The sequence below is a fragment of the Actinoplanes sp. URMC 104 genome (genome assembly GCF_051386375.1).
Lineage (GTDB): Bacteria > Actinomycetota > Actinomycetes > Mycobacteriales > Micromonosporaceae > Actinoplanes.
In genome coordinates this window covers 2,510,091-2,532,749 of the sequence record NZ_JBPQTO010000011.1, presented here as the reverse complement: position 1 = coordinate 2,532,749, position 22,659 = coordinate 2,510,091, and the positions used below count along the sequence as shown (strand labels likewise).

Genomic DNA, 22,659 nt, shown 5'->3' with positions numbered 1-22,659 from the left:
GCGAGGTGTGGCCGGAAGAGGGAAACTTTTTTGCCATGACGGCAAACGACGACGTGCTGCGCGAGGTCGGTCCGAGGTTGCGGGCGCTGCGCCGCGACGCGGGCATCACGCTGACCGCGCTGGCCGACACCACGGGCATCTCGGTGAGCACGCTGTCGCGCCTGGAGTCCGGGCAGCGCAGGGCCACGCTCGAGCTGCTGCTGCCGCTGGCCCGCGCCTACCGGGTGCCGCTCGACGAGCTGGTCGGCGCGCCGCCGACCGGAGACCCCCGGGTGTACGCGCGGCCGCTGCAGCGGTTCGGGCAGACGATCCTGCCGCTGACCCGCAACCCGGGCGGCCCGCAGGCGTTCAAGCACCTCATCCCGGCCGGCGCCCGCCAGGAGCCGGAGCCGAAGACCCACGAGGGGTACGAGTGGCTCTACGTGCTCAGCGGCCGGCTGCGGCTGGTGCTGGGCGAGCACGACCTCGTGCTGCCGCCGGGCGAGGCCGCCGAGTTCGACACCCGGGTGCCGCACTGGTTCGGCAGCGCGCAGGGCGGGCCGGTCGAGTTCCTGACGATCTTCGACGCGCAGGGCGCCCGCATCCACGTGCGGGCCCGCCCGAAAGGTTCACCCTCGTGAGGGACTCGACCGGCTTGTCCCGTACGGCTACGGTTGTCACTCGATATGGGGAGCGACCAGGTGCGGTCATCCGCCGCGCCGGGCGGTGGACAACTGCCGCGGAACTCTGAGCCGGGGCCCTCGGACCGTGCCGAGAGCGTCGGTCAGCAGCCCCTGCACCACCGCGGCGCCGGGCAGCCGCCACTGCGTCTCCTCGGGCGGCACGGCCCAGCGCACGGGCCCCTCGGCCATCCGGCTGGGCGCGGCGGGGATCCACGATCCGGCCCCGTGCCGCACGACGTCGAGCCGGTGATCGAGCTCCGGCCGCAGCGGCGTGCCCGGTTGCACCAGGAACATCCACCGGCCCGCCGCGGTCACCGCCACCGGCCCGCGCGCGTCCGCGCCTGCCACGCCGAACAGTCCGGTGTGGAGCCGCGCCCGGCCGAGCACGCGCAGGCCGAGAGCGGCGGGCACCTCGAGCACGTCGAAGCGGCGGCCCGTCACCAGCAGGACGGTGTGCGGCTCGCGGCGCCACCACGCGTGCACGTCGGCGGGGTCGGTGCTCGCGCTGTCCTCCCACGACTCGAGCGTGGGGTGGCACGCCATGATCGAGCAGTCCGGACGCCCGCAGGCAAAGCGGTGGCGGGTCAGGCGCGCGCCCGGCGTGACCGCCCACCCGTGCCTGGCGTACCGCAGCGCGGCCCGGCGCAGGCGCAGCCGATCGAGAGGCGGCGGCGGTACGAACGGTCGATGGCCGGTCCACTGCATGGCTCGATAACCCCCGATCTAGGTGGGCCGGAGCTATAACAGCCCGAGACGCCGTATCCAAGCGCGACACACCTCGTTGGTTCCGGCAGATCCACCCTTTGCAAGTTGCACGAAAAACTACGAGCATCGGTGAGCAGGCGATCACACACGTTGTGCGACGTGCGCGGACGTGGGGGGTTCAGACTGCAGACGACACAAGGGCTCGCCGGCGGGGGTCGCCGGGGAGCTGGGGGAGGCACCGTGGACGAGCTGCCCATCGGCCGCCGCGTCGCCTATTGGCGCGGCCGACGCAAAATGTCCCAACAGGTCTTTGCCGACCGGCTGGGTAAATCCAAGAGCTGGGTCGACAAGGTGGAGCGGGGGGTCCGCCGGCTCGACAAGTTCTCCGTCGTCTACGAGATCGCCGACGTTCTCCAGGTCGACGTCCAGCTGCTGCTGGGCAAGGACGTGGAACGACGACCGGAGACGCAGAACTGCATCGACCAGGTCGAGGTCGAAGAGATCCGGGCCGCCCTGGAGCGCTACGACCAGATGAGCGCGTTCTTCCAGGCGGTGCCGCACTCGCCGCCGCTGGCCGAGATGCGCAAGGCGGTCAGCCACGCGTGGCTGACCTACCAGCACGCCAAGTACGGGGTGCTGGCCCGCACGCTGCCCAAGCTGCTGCGCGACGCGCAGGCGGCCGACAGCGCGTACGCGACGGGCGCCGAGGCCAAGGAGGCCGCCCACCTGCTGGGCCAGGTCTATCAGATCGCCTCGTCCGCGCTGCGCAAGGTCGGCGAGCACGAGCTGTCGTGGCTGGCGGCCGACCGCTCGATCGCCGTCTCGCAGCGGGCCGGCGACCAGCTGCTGGCCGGGCTGGCCAGCTTCCGGGTGGGCAGCGCGCTGCTGGCGCTGGGCCGGGTGCGGCCCTCGCTCGAGGTAAACGTCAACATCGCGAACCGGCTGGCGCCGACCTACTCGCAGGAGCCGGAACACCGCGGCCAGCGGCTTTCGGTGTACGGCATGCTGCTGCTCAACGGCGCGATGGCGGCGGCACGCATCGGCGACAGCGCGACCGTGCGCGACCTGCTGTGCGGCGCCGAGCAGGCGTCGCTCGAGCTCGGCGGCGACTTCAACCACTACTGGACCAGCTTCGGCCCGACCAACGTGCAGCTGCACCGCTGCGCCGCCGCGGTCGAGCTGGGCGACGGCAGGGCCGCGGTCGAGACGCACGAGAAGATCGACGTGGTCGGCTTCAACGCATTGCTGCCGGAACGGCGGGCGCACCACTACCTGGACATCGCCCGGGGCTACACCCAGATCGGCAACATCGAGAAGGCCAGCGAGATGCTGCTCGAGGGCGACCGGCTCGCCCCGTCCGAGATCCGCTGCCGCCCGCTCGCGCACGAGGTTCTTTCCGACGTGCTCCGCCGGACGCGGGGCACTCCGCCGGCTCCCATCGCGGAGCTGGCCGAGCAGATGGGAGTCGGCGTATGAGGTGTTCGGCCCGTGACGATCGGTAACCCCGCGCCGGGCGTGCTCTACGTCCTGGTCTGCGGCTCGCCCATGGCTCGCGACGTCGGTGTTCTGGTCAGCCTCGCTCAGCAGGAGGGCTGGGACGTCTGCGTGATCACGACTCCGGACGGCCGGAAGTTCGTCGACGTGCCCGCGCTGCAGGCGCAGACCGGCCATCCGGTGCGCACGTATTACAAGAGCCCCGGCGACCCCGACGTGCTGCCCGAGGCGGACGCGATGATCGTCGCGCCGGCCACGGTCAACACCGTGAACAAGTGGGCCGCCGGGATCACCGACACGCTCGTGCTCGGCCTGCTGGTCGAGGGTTACGGGTACGGCGTGCCGACGGCCGTCGTCCCGTACACGAACAAGGTCATGGCCCTGCACCCGGCGCTGCACGAAAGCCTGGCCAAGCTGCGCGACTGGGGTGTGCACGTGCTCTACGGCGAGGACGTCTGCCGGCTCGGCGCTCCCGGCCAGACCGACCGTTTCCGCAGCCAGTTCCCGTGGCGGCGGGCCCTGCAGGCGGTCAGCAACCCGGTGACGATGAGCAGCAGCAGCCAGGTGGAGCCGGCGTAGGGCGGCCCCGACGGGCCGTCTGGGCGTTCCGGCGCCACGCGGCCCGATAGAGTTGGCGGCCGTGACCGACACCGCCGCAGCCCCGAGCGTCCTCGACGTGGTCAACGCCCTCGACCGGCGTTACCCGCGCGACTGGGCGGAGCAGTGGGACCGGGTCGGGCTGGTGCTGGGCGACTTCGAGCACCCGGTCCGGCGGATCCTGTGCGTCGTCGACTGCGTCCCCGAGACCGTCGACCAGGCGCTCGCCGAGCGCGCCGACCTGATCGTGGCCCACCACCCGCTGCTGCTCAAGCCGGTCTCCTCGATCGCCCCCGACACGTACAAGGGCCGGATCATCCACCGGCTGATCCGCAGCGACGTCGGGCTCTACTGCGCCCACACGAACGCCGACGTGGCCAACCCGGGCGTGTCCGACGCGCTCGCGGCCCGGCTCGGCCTGCGCGACCTGCGCCCGCTCGTGCCCGCCTCGGGCGCCGCCGCCGGTGAGGGCCGCGGCATCGGGCGCATCGGCGAGCTCGCCGAGCCGATGGACCTGGCCGAGTTCACCGGGTTCGCGGCGACCCGGCTGCCCGCCACCACGGCCGGGATCCGCGCGGCCGGCGACCCCTCGCGCGTGGTGCGTACCGTGGCCGTCTGCGGCGGCGCGGGCGACTCGTTCCTCGCCGACGCGACCCGGGCGGGCGTCGACGCGTACCTCTGTGCCGATCTTCGCCACCACCCCGCGAGCGAGCACCTCGCCGCGGACGGTCCCGCCCTGCTCGACGCCGCGCACTGGGCGACCGAGCGCCCGTGGCTCGACGACGTCGCGGCCTGGCTGCGCGAGGAGTTCGGCGCCGACGTCACCGTGTCCGACGTGGACACCGACCCCTGGACGGTGCACGCCAGGGACGTACCCGAGGAGAAGGAGCCCCTGTCGTGAAGGCCTCGCCGGAAGCCCAGCGCCGCTTGCTCGACCTGCAAGCCGTCGACACCGCCCTCGCCCAGCTCGCCCACCGGCGCAAGTCGCTGCCCGAACTCGCCGAGATCGACGCCGTGGCGCGGGAGCTCTCCGCGCTGGAGGACGAGCGCGTGCGCGCCCAGGTCGCCGTCGACGACCTCGACCGGGACATCAGCCGCCTCGAGAAGGACATCGAGCAGGTGCGCGTCCGCAAGGACCGCGACCAGAAGCGGCTCGACGCGGGCGGGGCGCTGCGCGAGATCGAAGGCCTGCAGCACGAGCTCGCGACCCTCAACCGCCGGCAGACCGAGCTGGAGGACGCCGAGCTCGAGCTGATGGAGCAGAAGGAGACCGCCGAGGCGACGCTGGCCGAGGTGCAGCAGCGGCTCGACGCGGCGAACGAGCGGCGCACGGCCGCCGAGCGCCGGCGCGACGAGGCGTACGCGGAGATCGCCAAGGAGCAGGAGTTCAAGACCGCGTCCCGGGGTCCGCTCGCCGCCGACCTGCCCGCCGACCTGGTCGCGCTCTACGACAAGATCCGGCTCGACTCGGGTCTGGGCGCGGCGCTGTTCCAGGCGGGGCGCTGCGGGGGCTGCCGCATCGAGCTCTACGGCGCCGACCTGGCCCGGGTCAAGGCCGCCGAGCCCGACGACGTGGTCCGCTGCGAGGAGTGCCGCCGGATCATGGTCCGCACCAAGGAATCGGGGCTATGAGAGTCACCGTCGAGGCCGACGGCGGCTCGCGGGGGAACCCCGGCCCGGCCGGGTACGGCTCGGTGGTGCGCGACGCCGGCGGCGAGGTGCTGCTGGAACGGCAGGGCGCGCTCGGCGTCACCACCAACAACGTCGCCGAGTACACCGGGCTGATCGAGGGGCTCAAGGCGGCCGCCGAGCTGGGCGCCACCGAGGTCGACGTGCGGATGGACTCCAAGCTCGTGGTCGAGCAGATGTCCGGCCGCTGGCAGATCAAGAACGCCGGCCTGCGCCCGCTCGCCGCCGAGGCCGCCCAGCTCGTGACCCGGTTCGCCCGGGTGAGCTTCGAGTGGATCCCGCGCGAGCGCAACCGGGCGGCCGACGCGCTCGCGAACCGCGCGATGGACGAGGCGGCCGGCAAGCCCGTCGCCGATGTGCCCGCCGAGCAGCCGGCGCCGGCCCCGAGATCGTGGGCGCCGCCCTCGCTCGACAACGCGACCCGGCTCATCCTGGTGCGGCACGGCGAGACCGCGCTGACCCAGCAGGGCCGCTACTCGGGCCGCGGCGACGTGCCGCTCTCCGACCAGGGCGAGGCGCAGGCCATGGCCGCCGGCGGGCGGGTGGCCGGCCTGGCCCGCGACGTCACGGCGATCGTGAGCTCGCCGCTGAGCCGCTGCGTGCGTACCGCCGAGCACATCTCCGCCGAGGTGGGCGGCGTGCCGGTCACCGTCGTCGACGACCTGATCGAGGTCGACTTCGGGCGATGGGAGGGGCTGACCTTCGCCGAGGTGCAGAAGGGCTGGCCGAGCGAGATGGCCGCGTGGCTCGACTCCACGAGCGTCGCGCCGCCCGGCGGTGAATCGTTCCAGGCGGCCGCGAAGCGGGTCCGGGGCGCGATGGCGACGATCCTGCAGACGTACGCCGGTGGGGTTGTTGTGGTGGTTTCGCACGTCTCGCCCATCAAGCTGATTCTGCGCGATGCGCTGGCGGCCTCCGATGCGTTCCTGCACCGGCTGTTCCTCGACGCGGCCGGCGTGTCCACCATGGATGTGTGGCCGGACGGCAACATCGCCGTGCGCTCCGTCAACGAAACCGCACATTTGCGCTGACCTTCACCGCGCCCATTGCCCTCTGGCGGCGAGACGTTTAGCTTCCTCGATTAGGAAACTTTGTTCAACGTTTTCGCCCCTGGAGGGCTCATGCGCGTTTGGACCCGCCGTCTCACCGCCGCGGCGGCCGTCGCCGCGGTGGCCGTGACGGCCGCAGCGACACCAGCTCAGGCAACTGTGAAGCCATACGTCAAGGTCGGCTACTTCACCCAGTGGGGCATCTACGGCCGCGACTTCCAGCTCGCCAAGGTGCAGAACTCCGGCGCCGCGGCCCGGCTCACCCACCTCAACTACGCGTTCGGCCCGGTGACCGCGGACGGCGTCTGCGCCTCCGCCGACCCGTGGGCCGACTGGCAGACCCCGTTCTCCGCCGAGCTCAGCGTCGACGGCATCGCGGACGTCGCCGGGCAGCCGGTCGCCGGCAACCTCAACCAGCTCGCCGAGCTCAAGGCCAAGAACCCGAAGCTGCGCGTGCTGATCTCGCTCGGCGGCTGGAGCGGATCCGCGTACTTCTCGGACGCCGCCCTGACCGACGCCTCCCGCAAGAAGCTCGTCTCGTCCTGCGTGGACCTGTGGATCAAGGGCAACCTGCCCGGCCTGCCCGCCGGGGTGGCCGCCGGCATCATCGACGGCATCGACCTCGACTGGGAGTGGCCCGGCTCCGAGGGCAACGCCGGCAACGTCATCCGGCCCGAGGACAAGCAGAACTTCACCGCGCTCACGGCCGAGTTCCGGGCCCAGCTCAACGCGCTGTCCAAGTCCACTCGTCGCCACTACGACCTGACCGCCTTCCTCCCGGCCGCGCCGGTCAAGATCGACGCCGGCTTCGAGGGCGAGATCTTCAAGTACCTCGACTTCGGCACCGTTCAGGGCTACGACTTCCACGGCTCCTGGGAGGCCCGCACCAACCAGCAGTCGGCCCTGCGCGTGCCGGCCGGCGCGCCCGACAACCCCGACTTCTCCTCCGAGGTCGCGATCAACAAGTGGCTGTCGATCGGGGCGCCGCGCCGCAAGCTCGTGCTCGGCCTGCCCTACTACAGCCAGGGCTGGACCGGCGTCACCGGCGGCGGCAACGGCCTGTTCGCCCCCGCCACCGGCCCCGCGCCCGGCAAGTTCGCCGCCGGCACCGAGGACTACAAGACCGTCAAGAACCTGCCCGGCTTCAAGGTCTACCGCGACGTCAAGGCCGGCCACGCGTGGCTCTTCGACGGCACCACCTTCTGGACGTACGACGACCCGGCCGTCCTCCTGCAGAAGACCCTGTGGATCCGCTCGAAGGGCCTGGGCGGAGCGATGATGTGGTCGCTGGACGGCGACGACGCCAACGCGTCGCTGACCAAGGCCGTCCACGCCGGTCTCTGGACCCCCTGACGGCGAGAGGCGTTCCCCCGGGGTGGCCGATCCGGGCCACCCCGGGGGCGCGGTGGTGAGAAGGTGACCCGACCCGAACGCTCCCGCGCGTGGGCGCGGCCCGCCGAGGCGCCCGCCGGCACCGGGGTCGCGACCCAGGTGGAGCTGATGCGCCGGCTGGTGGCCGGGCGGCTCTCCGGGCCGCAGTTCGCCGTCGGCTGGCTGCAGGCGCGGCGTCAGGTGCTCGACGACGGCGAGCGGGTGCGGGCGCCGTTCGAGCGGGTCCTGCTCGACGTCTTCTACCTGCTCGACGACTACGTGATCCCGCCCGAGCTGCGCGGGCCGGACGACATCACCGACGAGCAGCTCACCGGGCGCATCCGGGAGGCTGTGGCCCGGCTGGACGCGCTGTAGGCGACCGTGGCGGCCGGTCCGGTCACCGGGCCGGCCGGGCCGCTGCCGTTCGGCGCAGTCGGGGAGCCGCTGGGCGCACGATGATCGCTTGCGACGGGCCTGTGTCGTTAGCGTGGCTGTGACCGTCTCCACAGGTACGAGGAGGTACGGCTGATGGCGGAGCCCGAGTCGCCACAGGCGGTGCCCGCAGCGCGCAGCGACCGCAGCCCCTGGAACTGGCTGCTGCTGATCCCCATCGTGCTGCCGGTGCTGACGCCGCTGTTCAACCGCGACGAGCCCCGGCTGTGGGGCTTCCCGGCCTTCTACTGGCTGCAGTTCCTGTTCATCATCGTCGGCGTGGGCACCACCTCGATCGTCTATCAGATGACCAGGAAGCGGTGACGCGATGAGCGACCACATCACCGAGATCATCGTCTTCACGCTGCTGTTCCTGCTGGTCAGCGGCATGGGTTTCGTCGCGGCGCGGTGGCGGGCGCCCAAGGACATGGAGCACCTCGACGAGTGGGGGCTGGGCGGCCGCAGCTTCGGCGGGTGGATCACCTGGTTCCTGGTCGGCGGCGACCTCTACACGGCGTACACGTTCGTCGCCGTACCCGCGCTGATCTTCGGCGCCGGAGCGGCGGGGTTCTTCGCCGTGCCGTACACGATCGTCATCTACCCGCTGTTCTTCCTGATCCTGATCCGGCTCTGGTCGGTGTCGCACCGGCACGGGTTCGTCACGCCGGCGGACTTCGTGCGGACGAGGTTCGACTCGCCGACGCTCGCCCTGCTGGTCGCCATCACGGGCATCGTCGCCACCATGCCGTACATCGCCCTGCAGCTCGTGGGCATCGAAGCGGTGCTCAAGACGATGGGCGTGACCGGCGACAGCCTCATCGCGAGGCACGCGCCGATCATCATCGCGTTCGCGATCCTCGCCGCGTACACCTATCAGTCGGGGCTGCGCGCGCCCGCGCTGATCGCCTTCGTCAAGGACACGCTGATCTACATCGTGATCCTGGTGGCGGTCATCTACCTGCCCGCCAAGCTGGGCGGCTGGGGCAGCATCTTCGACGCGGCCGAGGCCAAGTTCACCGCGTCGCCGGCGCCCAACGACGGCATCACGCTGAACGCCAACAACCAGCTCCAGTACGTCACGCTGGCGCTCGGTTCGGCGCTGGCGCTGTTCCTCTACCCGCACAGCATCACCGGCGTACTGGCCAGCAAGAACCGCAACGTGATCAAGCGGAACATGTCGGCGCTGCCCGCCTACAGCTTCCTGCTCGGCCTGCTCGCGCTGCTCGGGTACGCGGCCATCGCGTCCAACGTCAAGCCGCTGACCGACCCGGCGACCGGCAAGGTCGACAGCAACACGGTCGTGCCGCTGCTGTTCGACATGCAGTTCCCGGCGTGGTTCGCGGGCGTCGCCTTCGCCGCGATCGGCATCGGCGCGCTGGTCCCCGCCGCGATCATGTCGATCGCCGCGGCGAACCTGTTCACCCGCAACATCTACAAGGAGTACCTGCGCAAGGACGCGACCAACGCCCAGGAGGCGCGCGTCTCGAAGATCACTTCTCTGGTCGTGAAGGTCGGCGCGGTCGCCTGCATCGTGTTCCTCGACCCGCAGTTCTCCATCGACCTGCAGCTGATCGGCGGCATCATCATCCTGCAGACCGCCCCGGCGGTCGCGCTCGGCCTGTTCACCCGCTGGCTGCACCGCGGCGGGTTGATCGCCGGCTGGGTGGTCGGCATGGCCCTGTCGATGTGGATGCTGTGGCAGATCCCCAACGCGGCGACCGGAAAGGCCCACTTCGGCGGGTCGGCGTTCCCGCTGTCCGACTTCGGGTTCGACACCAAGCGCACGATCTACGTCGGCTTCGTGACCGTGCTGGTCAACCTGCTGGTCGCGGTCGTCGCGACGCTGATCCTGCGGGCCGCCAAGACGCCGGACGGCGTGGACGGCACGACCGCGGACGACTACTACGCCGACGAGGGCGACCCGCGCGTCGACAAGGACGTCGCCGCGACGGTCGACCACCAGTCCTCGACGTGATGCCCGGGTGACCCGCGACTGGGTGCAGTGGCACGAGGAGTACGACGTCCCGGGATCCTCGCTGGCCCGGCGGCTGGAGGTGGTGCGGGGTCACCTGCGCCACCTGCTCGCCGGGCCGCGCCGGGTGATCGGCATGTGCGCCGGCGACGGACGCGACGTCGCCCGCGATCCCGACGAGTTCCGCTCAGGCGTGCGCCTGTTCCGCTTCGTCTAGATACAGGCAGAACGGATGCCCGGCGGGATCGAGCATGACCCGTACGGTGGCCTGGGGCTGGAAATCGGCGACCTTTGCGCCCACGCTCACCGCGTGCGCCACGGCCTCCTCGAGATCGTCGACCTCGATCTCCAGATGCATCGACATCTGCGGCCGGCCCGGCTCGGCCGGCCACACCGGACGCACGTACAGCGGCTCGGTCTGGAACCCGAGGTTGAAGCCCGCGTCGCCGGAGGGCGCCAAGGTCCCGCCGAGCCCGTTGTCGTCCGGAGAGAACGGCCAGTCGAGCAGCCGCGCGTAGAACCGCCCCAGGGCCACCCCGTCCGGCGCGTCGAGCGTGACGCCCCACCACTGCCTGCGACTGCGTAGCGGCATCGATGCCTCCTCTATCGTCAGGAATGTGATCAATCTAGAGGCCGGGCTGCGGCGGGCGCGAGTGTCGACGTCGGCGGTGTTCGCGGCGCACGGGGCGGTGACGGGGACGTTCGCGGCCAGGGTGCCGTGGATCGCGGACCACGTCGGGGTGGGGCCGGGCGGGCTGGGCATCGCGCTGCTCATGCCGGGCGTGGGGGCGCTGCTGGCGATGCCGCTGTCGGGCCGGCTCGTGCACCGGTTCGACCTGCGCTCGCTGGTGCGGGTGCTGATGCTCGGCTGGTGCGTGGCGCTGTTACTGCCCGCGCTGCCCACCACGCTCTGGCTGCTGTGCGTGACGCTGGTGGTCTACGGCGCGGCGGCGGGGCTCGCGGACGTGGCGATGAACGCGCACGCCGTGCTGGTCGAGGAGCGGTACGGCCGGTCGGTCATGTCGGGCTTCCACGGCTGGTGGAGCCTCGGCGGGCTGGGTGGGTCGGCGGTCGCCGTGTTCGCCGCGCGGGAGGGGCTGGGCGCGCCGGCGCACTTCGCGATCACGGTGGGCGTGCTGGTCGCCGTGGTGCTGGTGGCGTCGCTCGGCATCCTGCCGCACCGGCCGGAGCCGTCGCTCGAGGAGCCGCCCGCGTTCGCGCTGCCCTCCCGGGCCGTGCTGCCGATCGGCCTGATCGGACTGTGCGCGGTGTTCGCCGAGGGCGCCAGCCTCGACTGGTCGGCGGTCTATGTCCGCGATCTGCTCAACCATCCCGCGGCGACCGCCGCCGCCACTGTTTCCATTTTCTCGGTGTGCATGGCGGCGGCCCGATTCGGCGGCGACCGGGTCGTCCAACGATTCGGTGCGGTCAATACCGTACGGATCAGCGGCGTCTGCGCCACCGTGGGCGCGCTCATGGTGGTGCTGTTCGAGCCGGTCGTTCTGGTCATCACCGGGTTCGGGCTTCTCGGCGTCGGCATCGCGGTCGTGGTGCCGCTCGTGTTCGCGGCCGCCGGGCGCAGCAGCGAACATCCCGGGCGCAGCATTGCCGGGGTGGCCGGAATCGCGTACGGAAGCGGTCTGGTCGCGCCCGGAATCATCGGCGGCATCGCCCACGTGTCGTCGCTGACCGTGTCGTTCTGCGTCATCGTCGGCCTGATGGTCGTCATGACGCTGGGCGCCTCCGTGCTGCGCCGTTAGTCGAGCCTCTTCTCGAGCAGGCGCGCCACGTCGAGGGCACGGGTGCGCGCCTGTCCCGACGCTTCCACCGTCCACAGTTCCGACAGCACACCCATCACGAATCCCCATGCGACGACCCGTTCCACCGGCTGGTGCCGCGCGAGCGCCTCGATCCGGCGCGGCACCAGTTCCAGCAGGTCGGGGTCGCGCCGCTCGGGATCGGGGTTGTAGAGCATCGCGCCGCCGTCGTATCCCGGGTCGCCCACCCATCCGTGCGGGTCGATCGCTACCCATTGACCGGGCCCCGCGCTCAGCACATTGCCGTGGTGCAGATCGCCGTGCAGCACCGTTTCCCACGGCGCGCTGTCGCAAAGGTCGTCGAAAAGCTCCGCCGCCCGATCCACCAGGCGCCGCGGAATCGGCCCGTCGACGTACCGCTCGAAACCGCCGCGAAGCTCGCGCAGATGCGGCAAGGAGCAATCGGGCGGAGGTACGCGGTGCAGCCGCCGGCCGACCTCCACCAGCGCGTCCTCGTCGGCGACGGTGATCGGCACACCGGGGTCGGCGCGCTCGATGAGAAAGGCGCCCTTCGCCGCATCGGCGGCCAGCAACCGTACGGCGCCCTGCCCGTCGAAAATGCGCAGCGCTTCGGCCTCGGCGTCCAGATGCCCGTCCGGAACGCCGAGTTTCAGAACCGCCTTTGTGCCGTCCTTGCGCGTCGCGGCAGCCACCCAGTGAAAGGTCATGCGGTACGGCTCGCCGACGTGTACCTCGAACTCGGCCGCCATTTCCTCGATCAGGCCGGGCAGCTCGCGCAGCCATCGCTCGCCTTGCTCGCCCCAGTTCTCGACGACGTTGCGCGTCAATGTCTCCACGGGCGTCGTCACCGAGCGGACTTGCGCCTGTCGGCCAGTTGGACGACGAGCTGGCCCACGAACTCCACCCCCGCCATCCGCACCGCCAGCGCCCTCGTCGGGTGCGGGTGGCCGTCGCGCGTGAGGCGGCCCAGCCAGCGCTTCTCGAGCCGGCGGCGGCCCGCCATGGTCGCGAGCGACAGGCCGAGAAGGGCTGCGCCGGCCATCGCCTTGCGCTTGTCCAAGGTGAAGTCCGCCGGCGACTCGCCCGCCTCGGTGGTGGCTTCCTCCTTCTTCTTCGCGCCGGGCTTGTCCTCGTCCGGCGTGGCGACGTAGCCGATCGCCGACATCACCGCCACGGTGCCGGCCCGGGCCAGCCGCCGCTTGGCGGGGGACAGCTCACGGGCGGCGATCCAGATGCTGCTGGAGACGGCTTGCAACGCGGCCATGGTGACCGCGCGTGAATAGGAAGCGGTGGCCATGCACCGACCGTAGCCCGCCCGGGCAACAGCCACCGCGGCGGCGGGACTACAGCCCGGTCATCTTCTGCATGGCCTCGTTGTAGCGGGCGCCGGCCACGCCGACGCGGGTGGCGGCCTCGCTCAGGGCGGTCATGTCGGCGTCCGACAGGCGCAGCTCGGTCGCCCCGATGTTCTCCTCGAGGCGGGACAACCGCCGAGTGCCCGGGATCGGCACCAGTGACGGGCGGCGAGCGAGCAACCAGGCCAGGGCCACCTGCGCCGGGGTCGCGTCGTGAGCCTTCGCCACCTCGCCGACCAGCGCGACGAGCGCCTGGTTCGCGGCCCGGTTCTCCTCGGTGAAGCGCGGGATGGTCGCGCGGATGTCGCCGCGCGCGAACTCGGTGTCCGCGCTGACGGTGCCGGTCAGGAAGCCCTTGCCGAGCGGGCTGAACGGCACCAGGCCGATGCCGAGCTCGTCGAGCGCCGGCAGGATCTCCGCCTCGATGTCGCGGGTCCACAGCGAGTACTCGCTCTGCAGCGCGGCGACGGGATGCACGGCGTGCGCCCGGCGGATGGTGCCGGCGCCGGCCTCCGACAACCCGAAGTACCCGACCTTGCCCGCCGCCACCAGCTCGGCGACCGCGCCGGCGACGTCCTCGACGGGCACGTCAGGGTCGACGCGGTGCTGATAGAACAGGTCGATCCGGTCGGTGCGCAGCCGCCGCAGCGACGCGTCCGCCACCCGGCGGATCTGCTCGGGGCGGCTGTCCAGGCCGACCGACTTGCCGTCGCGGATGTCCCAGCCGAACTTCGTGGCGATCACGACCTGGTCGCGCACCGGTTCGAGCGCCTCGCCGACGAGCTCCTCGTTGACGTACGGGCCGTAGACCTCCGCGGTGTCGAAGAACGTGACACCCCGCTCCACGGCGCCGCGCAGGACGCTGATCATCTCGCCCCGGTCTCCGGGGTTCGGGCCGTAGCTCTGGCTCATGCCCATGCAGCCCAGGCCCAGCGCGGACACGCTCAGTCCCTGACCCAGTGTTCGAGACTCCACGGGAACCTCCTCACCTTGAAGGAAGTGCGGGCGACGGACGAGTGGGCCTGTACGCCGGATTCAGTTGAGCGTAACGGAGGATGTTGGAGGGTGGTTAGCCGTGATGGCGTTTGCGCTGGTCACGACGGTTAACCGCCCTTCCTTCATTTCCAGTGTGGTGGTGCTTGTTGACCTCTGTTCCTACCCCTCCTGTTGCCTCCGCGTTGCCGCACGGCACAGAGGCATGATGGAGCCATGAACGCCGACGACGTTGCCGACGTGGCTCACACACTTGGGGAACTGGTCGATCGAGTGGAGCGCGGAGAGCTTGACGCTTCCTCGCTAATGCTTGCCCGGTTGGCCGGCGCAAAGGATGCGCTAGACGCTCTCACCGAGGGTCAGTCACAACCCGTAAACCAAAGAACTTGATAGCAAACGACCGTATGCTTTAAGCTAGTGCCATGACCAAGACCAAGGCAGCCCCGAACACCGCCGTCGCGTACCTGCGGGTGTCGACGGATGAGCAAGCGGAGTCGGGTGCCGGTATGGCCGCCCAGCGGGCAGCGATCGAAGCGGAAGCCGCGCGGCGCGGTTGGGTCATCGTTGGTTGGTTCGAAGACGCCGGGGCGTCTGGTAAGAGCCTGAGCAAGCGTCCGGCCCTCACTGAGGCTCTGGCCGCCGTGGAAGGTGGGGAAGCTGCCACCCTCGTTGTGGCAAAGCTGGACCGCCTGTCGCGTTCCCTCGTTGACTTCGCCGCTCTCATGGAGCGCGCCCGCAACCGAGGTTGGAACCTCGTTGCCCTTGACCTTGGTATTGACCTTTCGACGCCCGCAGGCGAATTCCTGGCGTCGGTAATGGCCTCTGCTGCGCAGTGGGAGCGTCGAATCATCGGGCAGCGCACCCGTGAGGGTCTGGCCGCCAAAAAGGCCGCTGGTGTCCGTCTGGGACGGCCTGCGAGCCTGCCTAGTGATGTGCGTAGCCGCATCGTTAAGGCTCACCAGAGCGGAGCGTCTTACAGCGCGATTGCTCGGGAGTTGAATGCCGACGGAGTGCCGACGGCGCAGGGTGGTAAGCAGTGGTATCCGGCGACGGTTAAGGCCGTCGTTAACTCGCAGGAAGCCGAAACCATCGGCTGACTTCGCAGCGACTTTGTACCAACAATGGCAATCCCTCTGCGGAGGGGTTGCTATTCCTTTGTTTCGGTCATCGTTCCGATAACCACAAAACCGGGAAATTCCTCAGAGAGACACACGCGCCTACAGCGGGGGTCCTGAGGAAGAAAGCGCTAAAAGTTTCGAGGGGGCTATCCCCCCTCTGCTCAACACTGCATGCCCGCATGCCGACAGGGAATAGCCCGAGGGCCGGCGTTAGCCACGGTTCCCTCGTGCGTAGTTACAGCGACCACACGCAGGTCGCAGGTTGGTTATGTCATTGGTCCCGCCTTTGGATAGCGGGACTATGTGATCGGCCGTCGTGGCTACTGCCCGTCGGCAGATAGAACAGGGTGGGTCACCCGCTAACAGGGTGGCCCGGTTCCTGCGGTAAACCGCATCGTAACCCCGTTGGCTCGCTGAGAGAGCGTGCCGACGTTTAGGTTTATGGATAGAGCACCGAGACTGGCCGACCGGTATTGGCCGGCGGCAGACGGTGCAAGTAGAAAGAGTCATGGTTGTACGCGCTCCCTCGGGCGCGGGCATACCTAAGCCGACGTGTTTGAAGCACGACGGCAACAGTGGTTAAAAGAAGATGGGGCACCCAACCAAAGGGATGCCCCATCAACTAGAAGGATCCGCCGTGTTGCGGATCCCTAGATGGCTACCTACCCGATCAACCCCGACGGTTGATCGTTGGTCTGTAACCAACGGGAACGGGCAGTCAGAGCCGTTCCCTTACCTACCCTTACAGTCACCTCTGTTGGAGCCTCGGTGACCTAACCCCTCGTGCCCCCGACGGGCACGGGGTCACTGTTGCGGCTTGGTGCCGCCCTGGTCACGGTGCTCGAAACCCCTGCGGAGTTTCTTCACCGACGGACCCTCCCTATATAGATAGAGAGAGAATTTGCGTTTCCCCTGCTAAACCGCTAGGTGACTGAGCCTGCAAGGGCTACCGGTTAGCCCGCCAAAGGCTAGGCGTTCCACCCGTGCACCCGGCATGAGTTCGCTCGGTTGCCGAGCATCTGGAAGTGATGCCAAGGCAGCACGAGGCAGCGTGCGCCCGACTCAGGGCCGATCAGGTCGTATCGCTTCGCTGTGGCTATGGCCTTGTTGACGGCCTGCGGGGCGTTAGGGGTGCCGTGCACACCAAGGATCCTCGCTAGCGTGCCCTCCGACATCTCGGCATGTCCGGCCTTGTTGGCCTTCCCGAGAGCGGCGAAGTAGACACGGAAGTACCTCGGCATTCCGCTATCCATTCTTGCCCGGCGCAGACAGTCGGCCTGACTGACGCCGCCCCAGGTGATGCCCTTACCGAAGTAGATTCGATCACGCGGATTAAAGCGGCCTGTGCTGCCCGTAGGTCGCTCAGAAGAGTCTAGGGGTAGGTCGGTATAGGGTGAGAGGCCTAACGGCTCAGAATCGCTCTCAGCGGGTTGGCCCGCGAAAGGGTTGGCTAGGGGCTGGAATTCCGTCATGGTCAGGCGACTGCCTCGCTCTCGGTTACCCGCTGGCTATCCAGCCACCGATCGATTTCAGAGCGTCGGAAACGTAGTTGGTTACCAAACTTGATCGCCGGGAGACCCCAGCTTCGCCAGTTGTCGTAGACCCGGCTCACCGGGACCGCGAGGTACTGCGCAACCTCGTTCGTCGTCATCAGGCGGTTGTCCTCTGTCTGCAACTGCTCTCCTCTGCTTGGCTGAACACCCCCTACCTGGGTGGTGCCGGACGATGCTAGCACATGGCACCTGGTGTCAACCGTGTGCCGCGTGCTACGGTGTCTTCATGGTTGATGGTGAGCAGGTCAGTCCTGGTGTCGTCTGTCTTGGCTCTGGGCGTCGGCAGGAGCGAGGTGGTCCCGAGGACGCCTACGCCCTCTACGACGTGCATGGTTGGACCGTCGTGGTTGCTGGCAGTCTGGGTGCGCCGTGGGACGGCCCTGACGAGATCAACGTTCGCTTCACAGAGATTGAGGCCGTCGATTCCGTCGTAGACAGCGATGGCATTACTGGGGAGATCCTGCGGGCTATCCCGCTTGGAGACGCGCGCAAGCGGATCAAGGCGATCAAAGACGAGTGGCGTCGGGAGCAAGGGCACCACGATGCCGTAGCGGCCCGTGTCGAGACAGACGAAGAGTGGGCACGCTTTGCCAGAGAGTACGTGGCCTTAGTCAAGGAAGGGCAACGTCATCCGATCCGTCACATGGCTGCCATGACGGGCATCAGTCGGAACACCCTAAGTGCCCGTGTGCGACGGGCAAGGGAACGCGGCTTCCTTGAAGGGCCGGCGGGTAAGCCTGCGGACCGCTTGGGTGCGCGTGCAGCGGAGATCTTGAGAGAGGAAGCGGCGCAGTAGTGGCAAGCATTCAGAAGCGAAGGCTAGACAGCAAGGCCAACGGCAAGGACGTTTACACGTGGCGCGTCATGTGGCGCGACGCCGACGGTAATCAGAAGAGTAAGACCTTCACCAGGGAACGTGACGCGCGCGCCTTCAAGGCAGACCTTGAGTCGTCGCAGAACCGCGGGACTTACGTTGACCCTCACCTTGGGCGCGAAACATTCGAGGCATACGCAGCCCGATGGTTGGAGACGAAGCACCGAACCCGACGTAATGGCACCTACGCCGACTATGGCAACCACCTTCGTAACCACATCTTGCCCACCTTGGGGAAGCGTCCATTGGCATCCGTCCGTCGGTCGGACGTACAGGCGTGGGTTAACGAACGCGCGAGTGTGCTCGCCCCGACGACTCTGCGGAAGGTTTATGGCCTTGTGGCCGCCATCTTCAAGTTGGCTGTCAGCGACCGAATCATCGGCCTGACGCCGTGCGACCAGGTCGAGCTACCGAGGGTCAAGCGAGAGCGGGTAGAGCCGTTCACTCCGGCGCAACTACGTGCACTGGTTGACGCGGCAGCGCCCCGTTATCGGGCGCTCATCATCACTGCCGCCGGTACTGGCTTACGCCTTGGGGAGTTGCTTGGGCTGACCGTGGACCGCATCGACTTCCACGGCGGTTACGTGAAGGTGGACCGTCAGTCGACAGACGTGGTCGGTGGCGAACCGACGTTTGGAGATCCGAAGACAGAGCGCTCTAACCGCGTGGTTCCCCTCCCGCACGTCGTTCTAGACGCGCTGAGGGCTCACCTGCGAGAGTTTGGGAGTGGGCCGGATGGCCGGCATGGCTGCGGGCCGCATGGTGTCGTCTTCACCAATACGAGGAACATGCCGATGCGTCGGCAGGGGTTCTACGCGGGGGCCTGGCATCCGACCTTGCGAGCCGTCGGACTGCCAACCTCTACGCACTTCCACTACCTGCGCCACACGTACGCCTCTCTCCTGATCGCCGCGAACGAGTCGCCCAAGGTCATTCAGGAGCGGTTAGGGCACGCGACCATCACAGAGACGATGGATACCTATGGGCACCTGTACCCGTCCAGCGAGGACAGCACCCGTGCCGCTATCGACCGGGCTCTGTTGCCGTTCGCCCCTGTAGTTGCCTCGTTGTTGCCTGGCAGCGTCGCATAGCTGCCTTGCGAAGGTGTTTTCGCAGGCCACCGATAGGGCGACGGACGAGTGGGCCTGTACGCCGGATTCTGTCCTGGCGAGCGAGTCGCCATGGGCGGTCATCCATCTCGGCCGGCCGTTGCCGGTCGGCTCTTGCGGCCTACCCGCAGGCTCGGGCGAGCAGCCCTCGAACGCCTGCGCCGGCCACCGCCTCGCGGTGGTGGCCTTGCTTGGCCTTGCTCCGGGTGGGGTTTACCTAGCCACCCCGGTCACCCGGGGTGCTGGTGAGCTCTTACCTCACCGTTTCACCCTTACCGGCCCGTCAAGGACCGGCGGTCTGCTTTCTGTGGCACTGTCCCGCGGGTCACCCCGGGTTGCCGTTAACAACCACCCTGCTCTGCGGAGTCCGGACGTTCCTCGGCGACGCCCGCGAGGGGCGCCGACGCGACCGCCTGGCCTACTCGTCCGTCGCCCCGTCATCCTACGGGGCCGGCCGGGGCCGTAGATTCGAGGTCACCATGGATTTCGCGCACATCCTCCTGCTGGTCGTCGCCGGCCTGGCCGCCGGCGGGATGAACGCGATCGCCGGCGGCGGGTCGCTGATCACCTTCCCCAGCCTGATCGCGACCGGGCTGCCCTCGGTGGCGGCCAACGTGACCAACTCGATCTCCGTCTTCCCGGGGTACGTCTCCAGCGTCGCCGGCAGCCGGGCCGACCTCGCCGGGCAGCGCAGCCGGGTCCTCGGGATCCTGCCGACCTGCGTGCTCGGCTCCGCCGGCGGCTGCGCCCTGCTGCTGCTCACGCCCGCCCGCGCCTTCGAGCTGATCGTGCCGTTCCTGGTGCTGGCGGCGGCGGCCACGCTCGCGTTCCAGGACCGGCTGCGCGGCCTGGTCGGGCACCCCCGGCACATGTCGTCCCGCCGTGCCGCGGTCTCGCTGCAGATCGTCGTGTTCGTCGGCGCGGTGTACGGCGGCTACTTCGGCGCGGCGCTCGGCGTCATGTACGTCGCCGCGCTCGCGCTGATCCTCGACGAGCCGCTCAACCGGATCAACGCCCTCAAGAACGTGCTGTCCGCCGCCGTCGGGCTGGTCACCGTGCTCATCTTCGCGTTCTTCGCGCCGGTCGACTGGCTCGCCGTGCTGATCCTCGCGCCCGCCACGGTCGTCGGCGGCTACGCGGGCGCTCGCCTCGCCCGCCGCCTGCCGTCCCGGGTCCTCCGCGCGATCATCGTCGCCTTCGGCACCGCGATCGGGCTGCTGCTGCTGTACCGCGCCTTCACCTGACCACGACACCACGCGGTGGTGGGTGGCGCGGTCGGGACGCTCTCATCCGCCGGTCCGGACTCGCTACGCTCCCGCCCATGACAGCTTCCGCGCCCACCCTCCTGTTCGTCATCGGGCCGCCCGCCGTGGGCAAGATGACGGTCGGGCAGGCCATCGCGGACCGCACCGGCTTCCGCCTGCTGCACAACCACCTGACGATCGAGCCGGTGCTGCGCTTCTTCGACTTCGGCACGCCGGCGTTCCAGAGGCTGGTCGACAACTTCCGCATCGGCGTGCTCGAGGAGGTGGCCGCCAGCGACCTTCCCGGGCTGGTCTTCACGTTCGTCTGGGCCTTCGACCACCCCGGGGACGCGCAGACCGTCGCGAGCTACGCGAGGCCGTTCGCCGAGCGGGGCGGCCGCATCCTCTACCTGGAGCTCGAGGCCACGCAGTCCGCGCGGCTGGAGCGCAACGCCGGCGCCGACCGGCTGGCCGAGAAGCCGTCCAAACGCGACCTCGAACGTTCGCGGAAGCACCTGCTCGAGGTCGACGCGACGCACAAGCTCAACTCGACCACGGAGTTCGACGGCCGCGACGACTACCTGCGCGTGGACAACACCCACCTGTCCCCGGACCAGGTCGCGGCGACGGCGGTCCGGCACTTCAGGCTGCCGGACAGGCGAAGCTGACCCCACCCCGCTCCTCGGAGGTCAAGACCTTGCGCGGTACGAGCAGAGCGGGCGTCCGCGCGTGCTGGCGAAAGCCGGAGGCGCGCAGATGGAAGCCGAAGTTGTGCCCCTCGATGTGCCAGGACGGCTCGGGGTGCTCGTCCGGCGGGTCGAGCCGGTGGATGTCGGCGATCTCCAGCTGCTCGAACAGCGGGCCGAACTCGCCGGAGATGCCCCACGCGCCCTCGAACACCAGGGTCGCGGGCGAGATCCAGAAGCTGAGGTGCTCGCCGGGCGCGGCCGGCCCGTCCCAGCGCACGATGTAGTCGAGGTCGAGCATCAGCCGTACGCGGGGGAGCGCGCCGTCGTCGCTGTGCTCGGCAAGGCTCACCGCGTGGATGCGGCAGTCGTGCCACCCCATCGTGGGGTAGTCCGCGTCGGTCCAGCGGGCAAGCGGCGGGTGCACGGCAACGGTCATGCGCCCATTATGCAGAAAGCGGACAAAGCGGCCGTACGCGGCTGGAAAGCGGACGAGTGCGCGTCGAAGATCAGCCGCGGTCGTGGAGCCAGCGCGCCGCGGCGGCGTAGGTGTCGTCGGGGGTGGCGTTGAAGGCGATCGCCGCGCCGGGCGCCAGCTGCCGGACGAGGTTGATGATCCGCTCGAACAGCTCGAGCCGCTCCTCGCTGTGCCGCAGACCGCCGCCGACGACCACCACCTCCCACGGCTGTCGCCCCAGCGCCGCCGCGATGACCGCCTCGATGTCGTCGCTGCCGTCGAGCCCGACCAGGCACGTCTCCGCGCCGACGCCGGCCTCCGCGAACCGCGCCATCCCCACCTTGATCCCCTCGGCGACAGGCGTGGGATCCCACGGTCCCGGCACCCGGTACGGATCGAGCCCGATCACCAGCACCCGCGGTTCGTTCCTGGCGGCGTCCATGGTGGAAACGTAACCCCGTGACGAATTGGACGGGGGGCCGGCCTGCCGCTTATGGGCGTTCTTCTTAGAATGACAAGACTCGACAGAGGCGGTACGGCATCCGCGGATCCTCGCGAACCGGCCGTTTCCGGCCCCGCGACGGGAGCGCCGGCATGCTGCCGAGGCTGCGACGACCGGGGAGGACGGGTCGTCGTCGTCCGCCCCGAGGGCCGGCGACGCCGGCGTGGGCGCCCGGGTATCGACATTGACCGTTGAGCGCACAGTCGGGCTCATGGACGGTGAGACCAGATTCCCCGTGGAAGTGCTCGACTCGCCGGACCAGAGGGTGACTCACCGCCGGCGCGCGTTCTTCCTGGTGCCGGTGATCGCCACTTCGGTCGCGGGCGGGCTGCTGCTGTGGGAGGTGGTGCGGCAGAACCTGCCTGCCGACGTGGTCGCGCACTGGCCGTGGAAGCTGGAGGTGTTCGACCTCGAGTCGGGGGCGACGATCGTCACCGTCCTGGCGATCCTGCTGTACACACGCGCGCAGTACGCCGAGACGGTTCGCCCGGTCATCGGCTCGGCGCTGCAACTGGCCAGCCCGTTCGAGCAGGGCTCCGACGTCGACGGTCAGGAACCCGTCCTCAAGCTCTCGATCTTCAACGGCGGCGGCGGGGTGGCCGTCGTGCAGAGCTGCACCTACCGGATCGCCCGCAACGAGGACGCGGTGCCGTCGCCGTGGCTTCCGTACGACCGGATGCAGCAGTACATGACCAGCGTGGGGCTGGTCAGCCACGAGGACTACACGATCTGGTTCCACGGCGCCGGCTATCCGCTCTCTCCGCTGACCAACCGGGACACGGCGCCCATCACGTCGTACATCCGTCTGGAGGCGCTACTGCGCTTCCGGATCTTCGACATGAAGATCGTGGTCCGGGACGCGGTCGGCGACTCGCATCAGCGGATCGTGTCGTGCCGGGCGGCGCTGCGGGATCCGGCGGCGTTCCGGCTCGGCGCCGAGCAGGCGCGTGCCGCCGGGCTGGGCGACGGCAACGGCCTGCGGGAGTGGCTGCTGCGGCGGCAGGTCCGGCGAGGGTGAC

At 69.4% G+C, this 22,659-nt stretch carries 27 protein-coding genes and 1 other RNA gene; 18 read left to right on the top strand and 10 right to left on the bottom strand.

Annotated elements, in window-relative coordinates; genetic code table 11:
* The first annotated feature begins 35 nt into the window (after positions 1 to 35).
* Positions 36 to 620, top strand: a complete 585-nt coding sequence (locus tag ACSNN8_RS37530) for a helix-turn-helix domain-containing protein (RefSeq protein WP_436654936.1) — start codon at positions 36 to 38, stop codon at positions 618 to 620.
* Positions 621 to 686: 66 nt separating this feature from the next.
* Here ACSNN8_RS37530 and ACSNN8_RS37525 read toward each other — a convergent pair whose 3' ends face one another.
* Complete coding sequence (locus ACSNN8_RS37525) at positions 687 to 1,367, bottom strand: bifunctional DNA primase/polymerase (RefSeq protein WP_436654934.1); 681 nt, start codon at positions 1,365 to 1,367, stop codon at positions 687 to 689.
* A 240-nt stretch (positions 1,368 to 1,607) separates the two neighbouring features.
* Between ACSNN8_RS37525 and ACSNN8_RS37520 the strand changes: the two genes are divergently transcribed.
* The 10 genes from ACSNN8_RS37520 (at position 1,608) to ACSNN8_RS37475 (ending at position 10,188) form a co-directional block, all read left to right on the top strand.
* Positions 1,608 to 2,843 (top strand): helix-turn-helix domain-containing protein, encoded by a 1,236-nt coding sequence (locus ACSNN8_RS37520; RefSeq protein WP_436654932.1) that lies wholly within the window; start codon positions 1,608 to 1,610, stop codon positions 2,841 to 2,843.
* A gap of 12 nt (positions 2,844 to 2,855) precedes the next feature.
* A complete protein-coding gene (locus tag ACSNN8_RS37515; RefSeq protein WP_436654930.1) occupies positions 2,856 to 3,440 on the top strand; it encodes a flavoprotein in 585 nt (194 codons plus the stop codon).
* Between the two features lie 97 nt (positions 3,441 to 3,537).
* Positions 3,538 to 4,359: a Nif3-like dinuclear metal center hexameric protein gene (locus ACSNN8_RS37510; RefSeq protein WP_436655583.1), complete on the top strand. Its 822-nt coding sequence runs from the start codon at positions 3,538 to 3,540 to the stop codon at positions 4,357 to 4,359.
* A complete protein-coding gene (locus tag ACSNN8_RS37505; RefSeq protein WP_436654928.1) occupies positions 4,356 to 5,090 on the top strand; it encodes a zinc ribbon domain-containing protein in 735 nt (244 codons plus the stop codon). The genes ACSNN8_RS37510 and ACSNN8_RS37505 overlap by 4 nt, the downstream gene beginning before the upstream one ends.
* Complete coding sequence (locus tag ACSNN8_RS37500; RefSeq protein WP_436654926.1) at positions 5,087 to 6,178, top strand: bifunctional RNase H/acid phosphatase; 1,092 nt, start codon at positions 5,087 to 5,089, stop codon at positions 6,176 to 6,178. Before ACSNN8_RS37505 ends, ACSNN8_RS37500 begins: the two co-directional genes overlap by 4 nt.
* Positions 6,179 to 6,268: 90 nt before the next feature.
* Positions 6,269 to 7,549, top strand: a complete 1,281-nt coding sequence (locus ACSNN8_RS37495; protein WP_436654924.1) for a glycoside hydrolase family 18 protein — start codon at positions 6,269 to 6,271, stop codon at positions 7,547 to 7,549.
* A gap of 63 nt (positions 7,550 to 7,612) precedes the next feature.
* Positions 7,613 to 7,942 carry a hypothetical protein gene (locus tag ACSNN8_RS37490; RefSeq protein WP_436654922.1) on the top strand — a complete coding sequence of 110 codons (330 nt, stop codon included), beginning with the start codon at positions 7,613 to 7,615 and terminating at the stop codon, positions 7,940 to 7,942.
* A 153-nt stretch (positions 7,943 to 8,095) separates the two neighbouring features.
* Complete coding sequence (locus ACSNN8_RS37485; RefSeq protein ID WP_436654920.1) at positions 8,096 to 8,323, top strand: DUF3311 domain-containing protein; 228 nt, start codon at positions 8,096 to 8,098, stop codon at positions 8,321 to 8,323.
* A gap of 4 nt (positions 8,324 to 8,327) precedes the next feature.
* Positions 8,328 to 9,974, top strand: a complete 1,647-nt coding sequence (mctP, locus tag ACSNN8_RS37480) for a monocarboxylate uptake permease MctP (RefSeq protein WP_436654918.1) — start codon at positions 8,328 to 8,330, stop codon at positions 9,972 to 9,974.
* A 7-nt stretch (positions 9,975 to 9,981) separates the two neighbouring features.
* Entirely contained in the window at positions 9,982 to 10,188 is a 207-nt protein-coding gene (locus tag ACSNN8_RS37475) for a hypothetical protein (protein ID WP_436654916.1), read from the top strand.
* Here ACSNN8_RS37475 and ACSNN8_RS37470 read toward each other — a convergent pair.
* Positions 10,159 to 10,563, bottom strand: coding sequence for a VOC family protein (locus ACSNN8_RS37470; RefSeq protein ID WP_436654914.1), 405 nt, complete (start codon positions 10,561 to 10,563; stop codon positions 10,159 to 10,161). The two genes, ACSNN8_RS37475 and ACSNN8_RS37470, sit on opposite strands and share 30 nt — an antisense overlap.
* Positions 10,564 to 10,588: 25 nt before the next feature.
* Here ACSNN8_RS37470 and ACSNN8_RS37465 point away from each other — a divergent pair, with 25 nt between their 5' ends.
* Positions 10,589 to 11,731 carry an MFS transporter gene (locus ACSNN8_RS37465; RefSeq protein WP_436654912.1) on the top strand — a complete coding sequence of 381 codons (1,143 nt, stop codon included), beginning with the start codon at positions 10,589 to 10,591 and terminating at the stop codon, positions 11,729 to 11,731.
* Here ACSNN8_RS37465 and ACSNN8_RS37460 read toward each other — a convergent pair.
* From ACSNN8_RS37460 to ACSNN8_RS37450, 3 genes are read right to left on the bottom strand one after another with little or no spacing between them, the layout of a single operon-like run.
* On the bottom strand, positions 11,728 to 12,597 hold the full coding sequence (locus ACSNN8_RS37460; RefSeq protein WP_436654910.1) for an aminoglycoside phosphotransferase family protein: 870 nt from the start codon (positions 12,595 to 12,597) through the stop codon (positions 11,728 to 11,730). The genes ACSNN8_RS37465 and ACSNN8_RS37460 overlap by 4 nt on opposite strands.
* Positions 12,594 to 13,046: a hypothetical protein gene (locus ACSNN8_RS37455; RefSeq protein ID WP_436654908.1), complete on the bottom strand. Its 453-nt coding sequence runs from the start codon at positions 13,044 to 13,046 to the stop codon at positions 12,594 to 12,596. The genes ACSNN8_RS37460 and ACSNN8_RS37455 overlap by 4 nt, the downstream gene beginning before the upstream one ends.
* Before the next feature lie 46 nt (positions 13,047 to 13,092).
* Positions 13,093 to 14,079: an aldo/keto reductase gene (locus ACSNN8_RS37450; protein WP_436654907.1), complete on the bottom strand. Its 987-nt coding sequence runs from the start codon at positions 14,077 to 14,079 to the stop codon at positions 13,093 to 13,095.
* A gap of 440 nt (positions 14,080 to 14,519) precedes the next feature.
* On the opposite strand from ACSNN8_RS37450, the gene ACSNN8_RS37445 reads away from it, so the two are divergent.
* Positions 14,520 to 15,194, top strand: coding sequence for a recombinase family protein (locus ACSNN8_RS37445; RefSeq protein WP_436654906.1), 675 nt, complete (start codon positions 14,520 to 14,522; stop codon positions 15,192 to 15,194).
* A gap of 231 nt (positions 15,195 to 15,425) precedes the next feature.
* Here ACSNN8_RS37445 and ACSNN8_RS37440 read toward each other — a convergent pair whose 3' ends face one another.
* Positions 15,426 to 15,725: an HNH endonuclease gene (locus tag ACSNN8_RS37440; protein ID WP_436654905.1), complete on the bottom strand. Its 300-nt coding sequence runs from the start codon at positions 15,723 to 15,725 to the stop codon at positions 15,426 to 15,428.
* 964 nt (positions 15,726 to 16,689) lie between these two features.
* On the bottom strand, positions 16,690 to 16,890 hold the full coding sequence (locus ACSNN8_RS37435; RefSeq protein WP_436654904.1) for a helix-turn-helix domain-containing protein: 201 nt from the start codon (positions 16,888 to 16,890) through the stop codon (positions 16,690 to 16,692).
* 104 nt (positions 16,891 to 16,994) lie between these two features.
* Between ACSNN8_RS37435 and ACSNN8_RS37430 the strand changes: the two genes are divergently transcribed.
* The gene (locus tag ACSNN8_RS37430) at positions 16,995 to 17,564 is read left to right on the top strand and encodes a hypothetical protein (protein WP_436654903.1); all 570 of its coding nucleotides are present in this window, start codon (positions 16,995 to 16,997) and stop codon (positions 17,562 to 17,564) included.
* Positions 17,564 to 18,733: a tyrosine-type recombinase/integrase gene (locus ACSNN8_RS37425; RefSeq protein WP_436654902.1), complete on the top strand. Its 1,170-nt coding sequence runs from the start codon at positions 17,564 to 17,566 to the stop codon at positions 18,731 to 18,733. Before ACSNN8_RS37430 ends, ACSNN8_RS37425 begins: the two co-directional genes overlap by 1 nt.
* 41 nt (positions 18,734 to 18,774) lie before the next feature.
* On the opposite strand, the gene rnpB is transcribed toward ACSNN8_RS37425, so the two are convergent.
* Positions 18,775 to 19,176, bottom strand: an RNA gene (gene rnpB / locus ACSNN8_RS37420) — RNase P RNA component class A.
* A gap of 54 nt (positions 19,177 to 19,230) precedes the next feature.
* Between rnpB and ACSNN8_RS37415 the strand changes: the two genes are divergently transcribed.
* Entirely contained in the window at positions 19,231 to 19,995 is a 765-nt protein-coding gene (locus ACSNN8_RS37415; protein WP_436654901.1) for a sulfite exporter TauE/SafE family protein, read from the top strand.
* A gap of 77 nt (positions 19,996 to 20,072) precedes the next feature.
* Complete coding sequence (locus ACSNN8_RS37410; protein WP_436654900.1) at positions 20,073 to 20,663, top strand: hypothetical protein; 591 nt, start codon at positions 20,073 to 20,075, stop codon at positions 20,661 to 20,663.
* Here the strand turns inward: ACSNN8_RS37410 and ACSNN8_RS37405 are convergent.
* Both ACSNN8_RS37405 and ACSNN8_RS37400 read right to left on the bottom strand, forming a co-directional pair.
* Positions 20,638 to 21,120: a hypothetical protein gene (locus tag ACSNN8_RS37405; protein WP_436654899.1), complete on the bottom strand. Its 483-nt coding sequence runs from the start codon at positions 21,118 to 21,120 to the stop codon at positions 20,638 to 20,640. The genes ACSNN8_RS37410 and ACSNN8_RS37405 overlap by 26 nt on opposite strands.
* Positions 21,121 to 21,190: 70 nt before the next feature.
* On the bottom strand, positions 21,191 to 21,580 hold the full coding sequence (locus tag ACSNN8_RS37400) for a hypothetical protein (RefSeq protein ID WP_436654898.1): 390 nt from the start codon (positions 21,578 to 21,580) through the stop codon (positions 21,191 to 21,193).
* Between the two features lie 271 nt (positions 21,581 to 21,851).
* On the opposite strand from ACSNN8_RS37400, the gene ACSNN8_RS37395 reads away from it, so the two are divergent.
* Positions 21,852 to 22,658, top strand: coding sequence for a hypothetical protein (locus ACSNN8_RS37395; RefSeq protein ID WP_436654897.1), 807 nt, complete (start codon positions 21,852 to 21,854; stop codon positions 22,656 to 22,658).
* Position 22,659 lies beyond the last annotated feature (1 nt).

Coding starts and splice junctions, on each gene's coding strand:
- ACSNN8_RS37530 (WP_436654936.1), top strand. CDS start 36: ATGACGGCAAACGACGACGTGCTGCGCGAGGTCGGTCCGAGGTTGCGG.
- ACSNN8_RS37525 (WP_436654934.1), bottom strand. CDS start 1,367: ATGCAGTGGACCGGCCATCGACCGTTCGTACCGCCGCCGCCTCTCGAT.
- ACSNN8_RS37500 (WP_436654926.1), top strand. CDS start 5,087: ATGAGAGTCACCGTCGAGGCCGACGGCGGCTCGCGGGGGAACCCCGGC.
- ACSNN8_RS37495 (WP_436654924.1), top strand. CDS start 6,269: ATGCGCGTTTGGACCCGCCGTCTCACCGCCGCGGCGGCCGTCGCCGCG.
- ACSNN8_RS37485 (WP_436654920.1), top strand. CDS start 8,096: ATGGCGGAGCCCGAGTCGCCACAGGCGGTGCCCGCAGCGCGCAGCGAC.
- mctP (WP_436654918.1), top strand. CDS start 8,328: ATGAGCGACCACATCACCGAGATCATCGTCTTCACGCTGCTGTTCCTG.
- ACSNN8_RS37470 (WP_436654914.1), bottom strand. CDS start 10,563: ATGCCGCTACGCAGTCGCAGGCAGTGGTGGGGCGTCACGCTCGACGCG.
- ACSNN8_RS37455 (WP_436654908.1), bottom strand. CDS start 13,046: ATGGCCACCGCTTCCTATTCACGCGCGGTCACCATGGCCGCGTTGCAA.
- ACSNN8_RS37445 (WP_436654906.1), top strand. CDS start 14,520: ATGACCAAGACCAAGGCAGCCCCGAACACCGCCGTCGCGTACCTGCGG.
- ACSNN8_RS37440 (WP_436654905.1), bottom strand. CDS start 15,725: ATGACTCTTTCTACTTGCACCGTCTGCCGCCGGCCAATACCGGTCGGC.
- ACSNN8_RS37430 (WP_436654903.1), top strand. CDS start 16,995: ATGGTTGATGGTGAGCAGGTCAGTCCTGGTGTCGTCTGTCTTGGCTCT.
- ACSNN8_RS37415 (WP_436654901.1), top strand. CDS start 19,231: ATGGATTTCGCGCACATCCTCCTGCTGGTCGTCGCCGGCCTGGCCGCC.
- ACSNN8_RS37410 (WP_436654900.1), top strand. CDS start 20,073: ATGACAGCTTCCGCGCCCACCCTCCTGTTCGTCATCGGGCCGCCCGCC.
- ACSNN8_RS37405 (WP_436654899.1), bottom strand. CDS start 21,120: ATGACCGTTGCCGTGCACCCGCCGCTTGCCCGCTGGACCGACGCGGAC.
- ACSNN8_RS37400 (WP_436654898.1), bottom strand. CDS start 21,580: ATGGACGCCGCCAGGAACGAACCGCGGGTGCTGGTGATCGGGCTCGAT.
- ACSNN8_RS37395 (WP_436654897.1), top strand. CDS start 21,852: ATGGACGGTGAGACCAGATTCCCCGTGGAAGTGCTCGACTCGCCGGAC.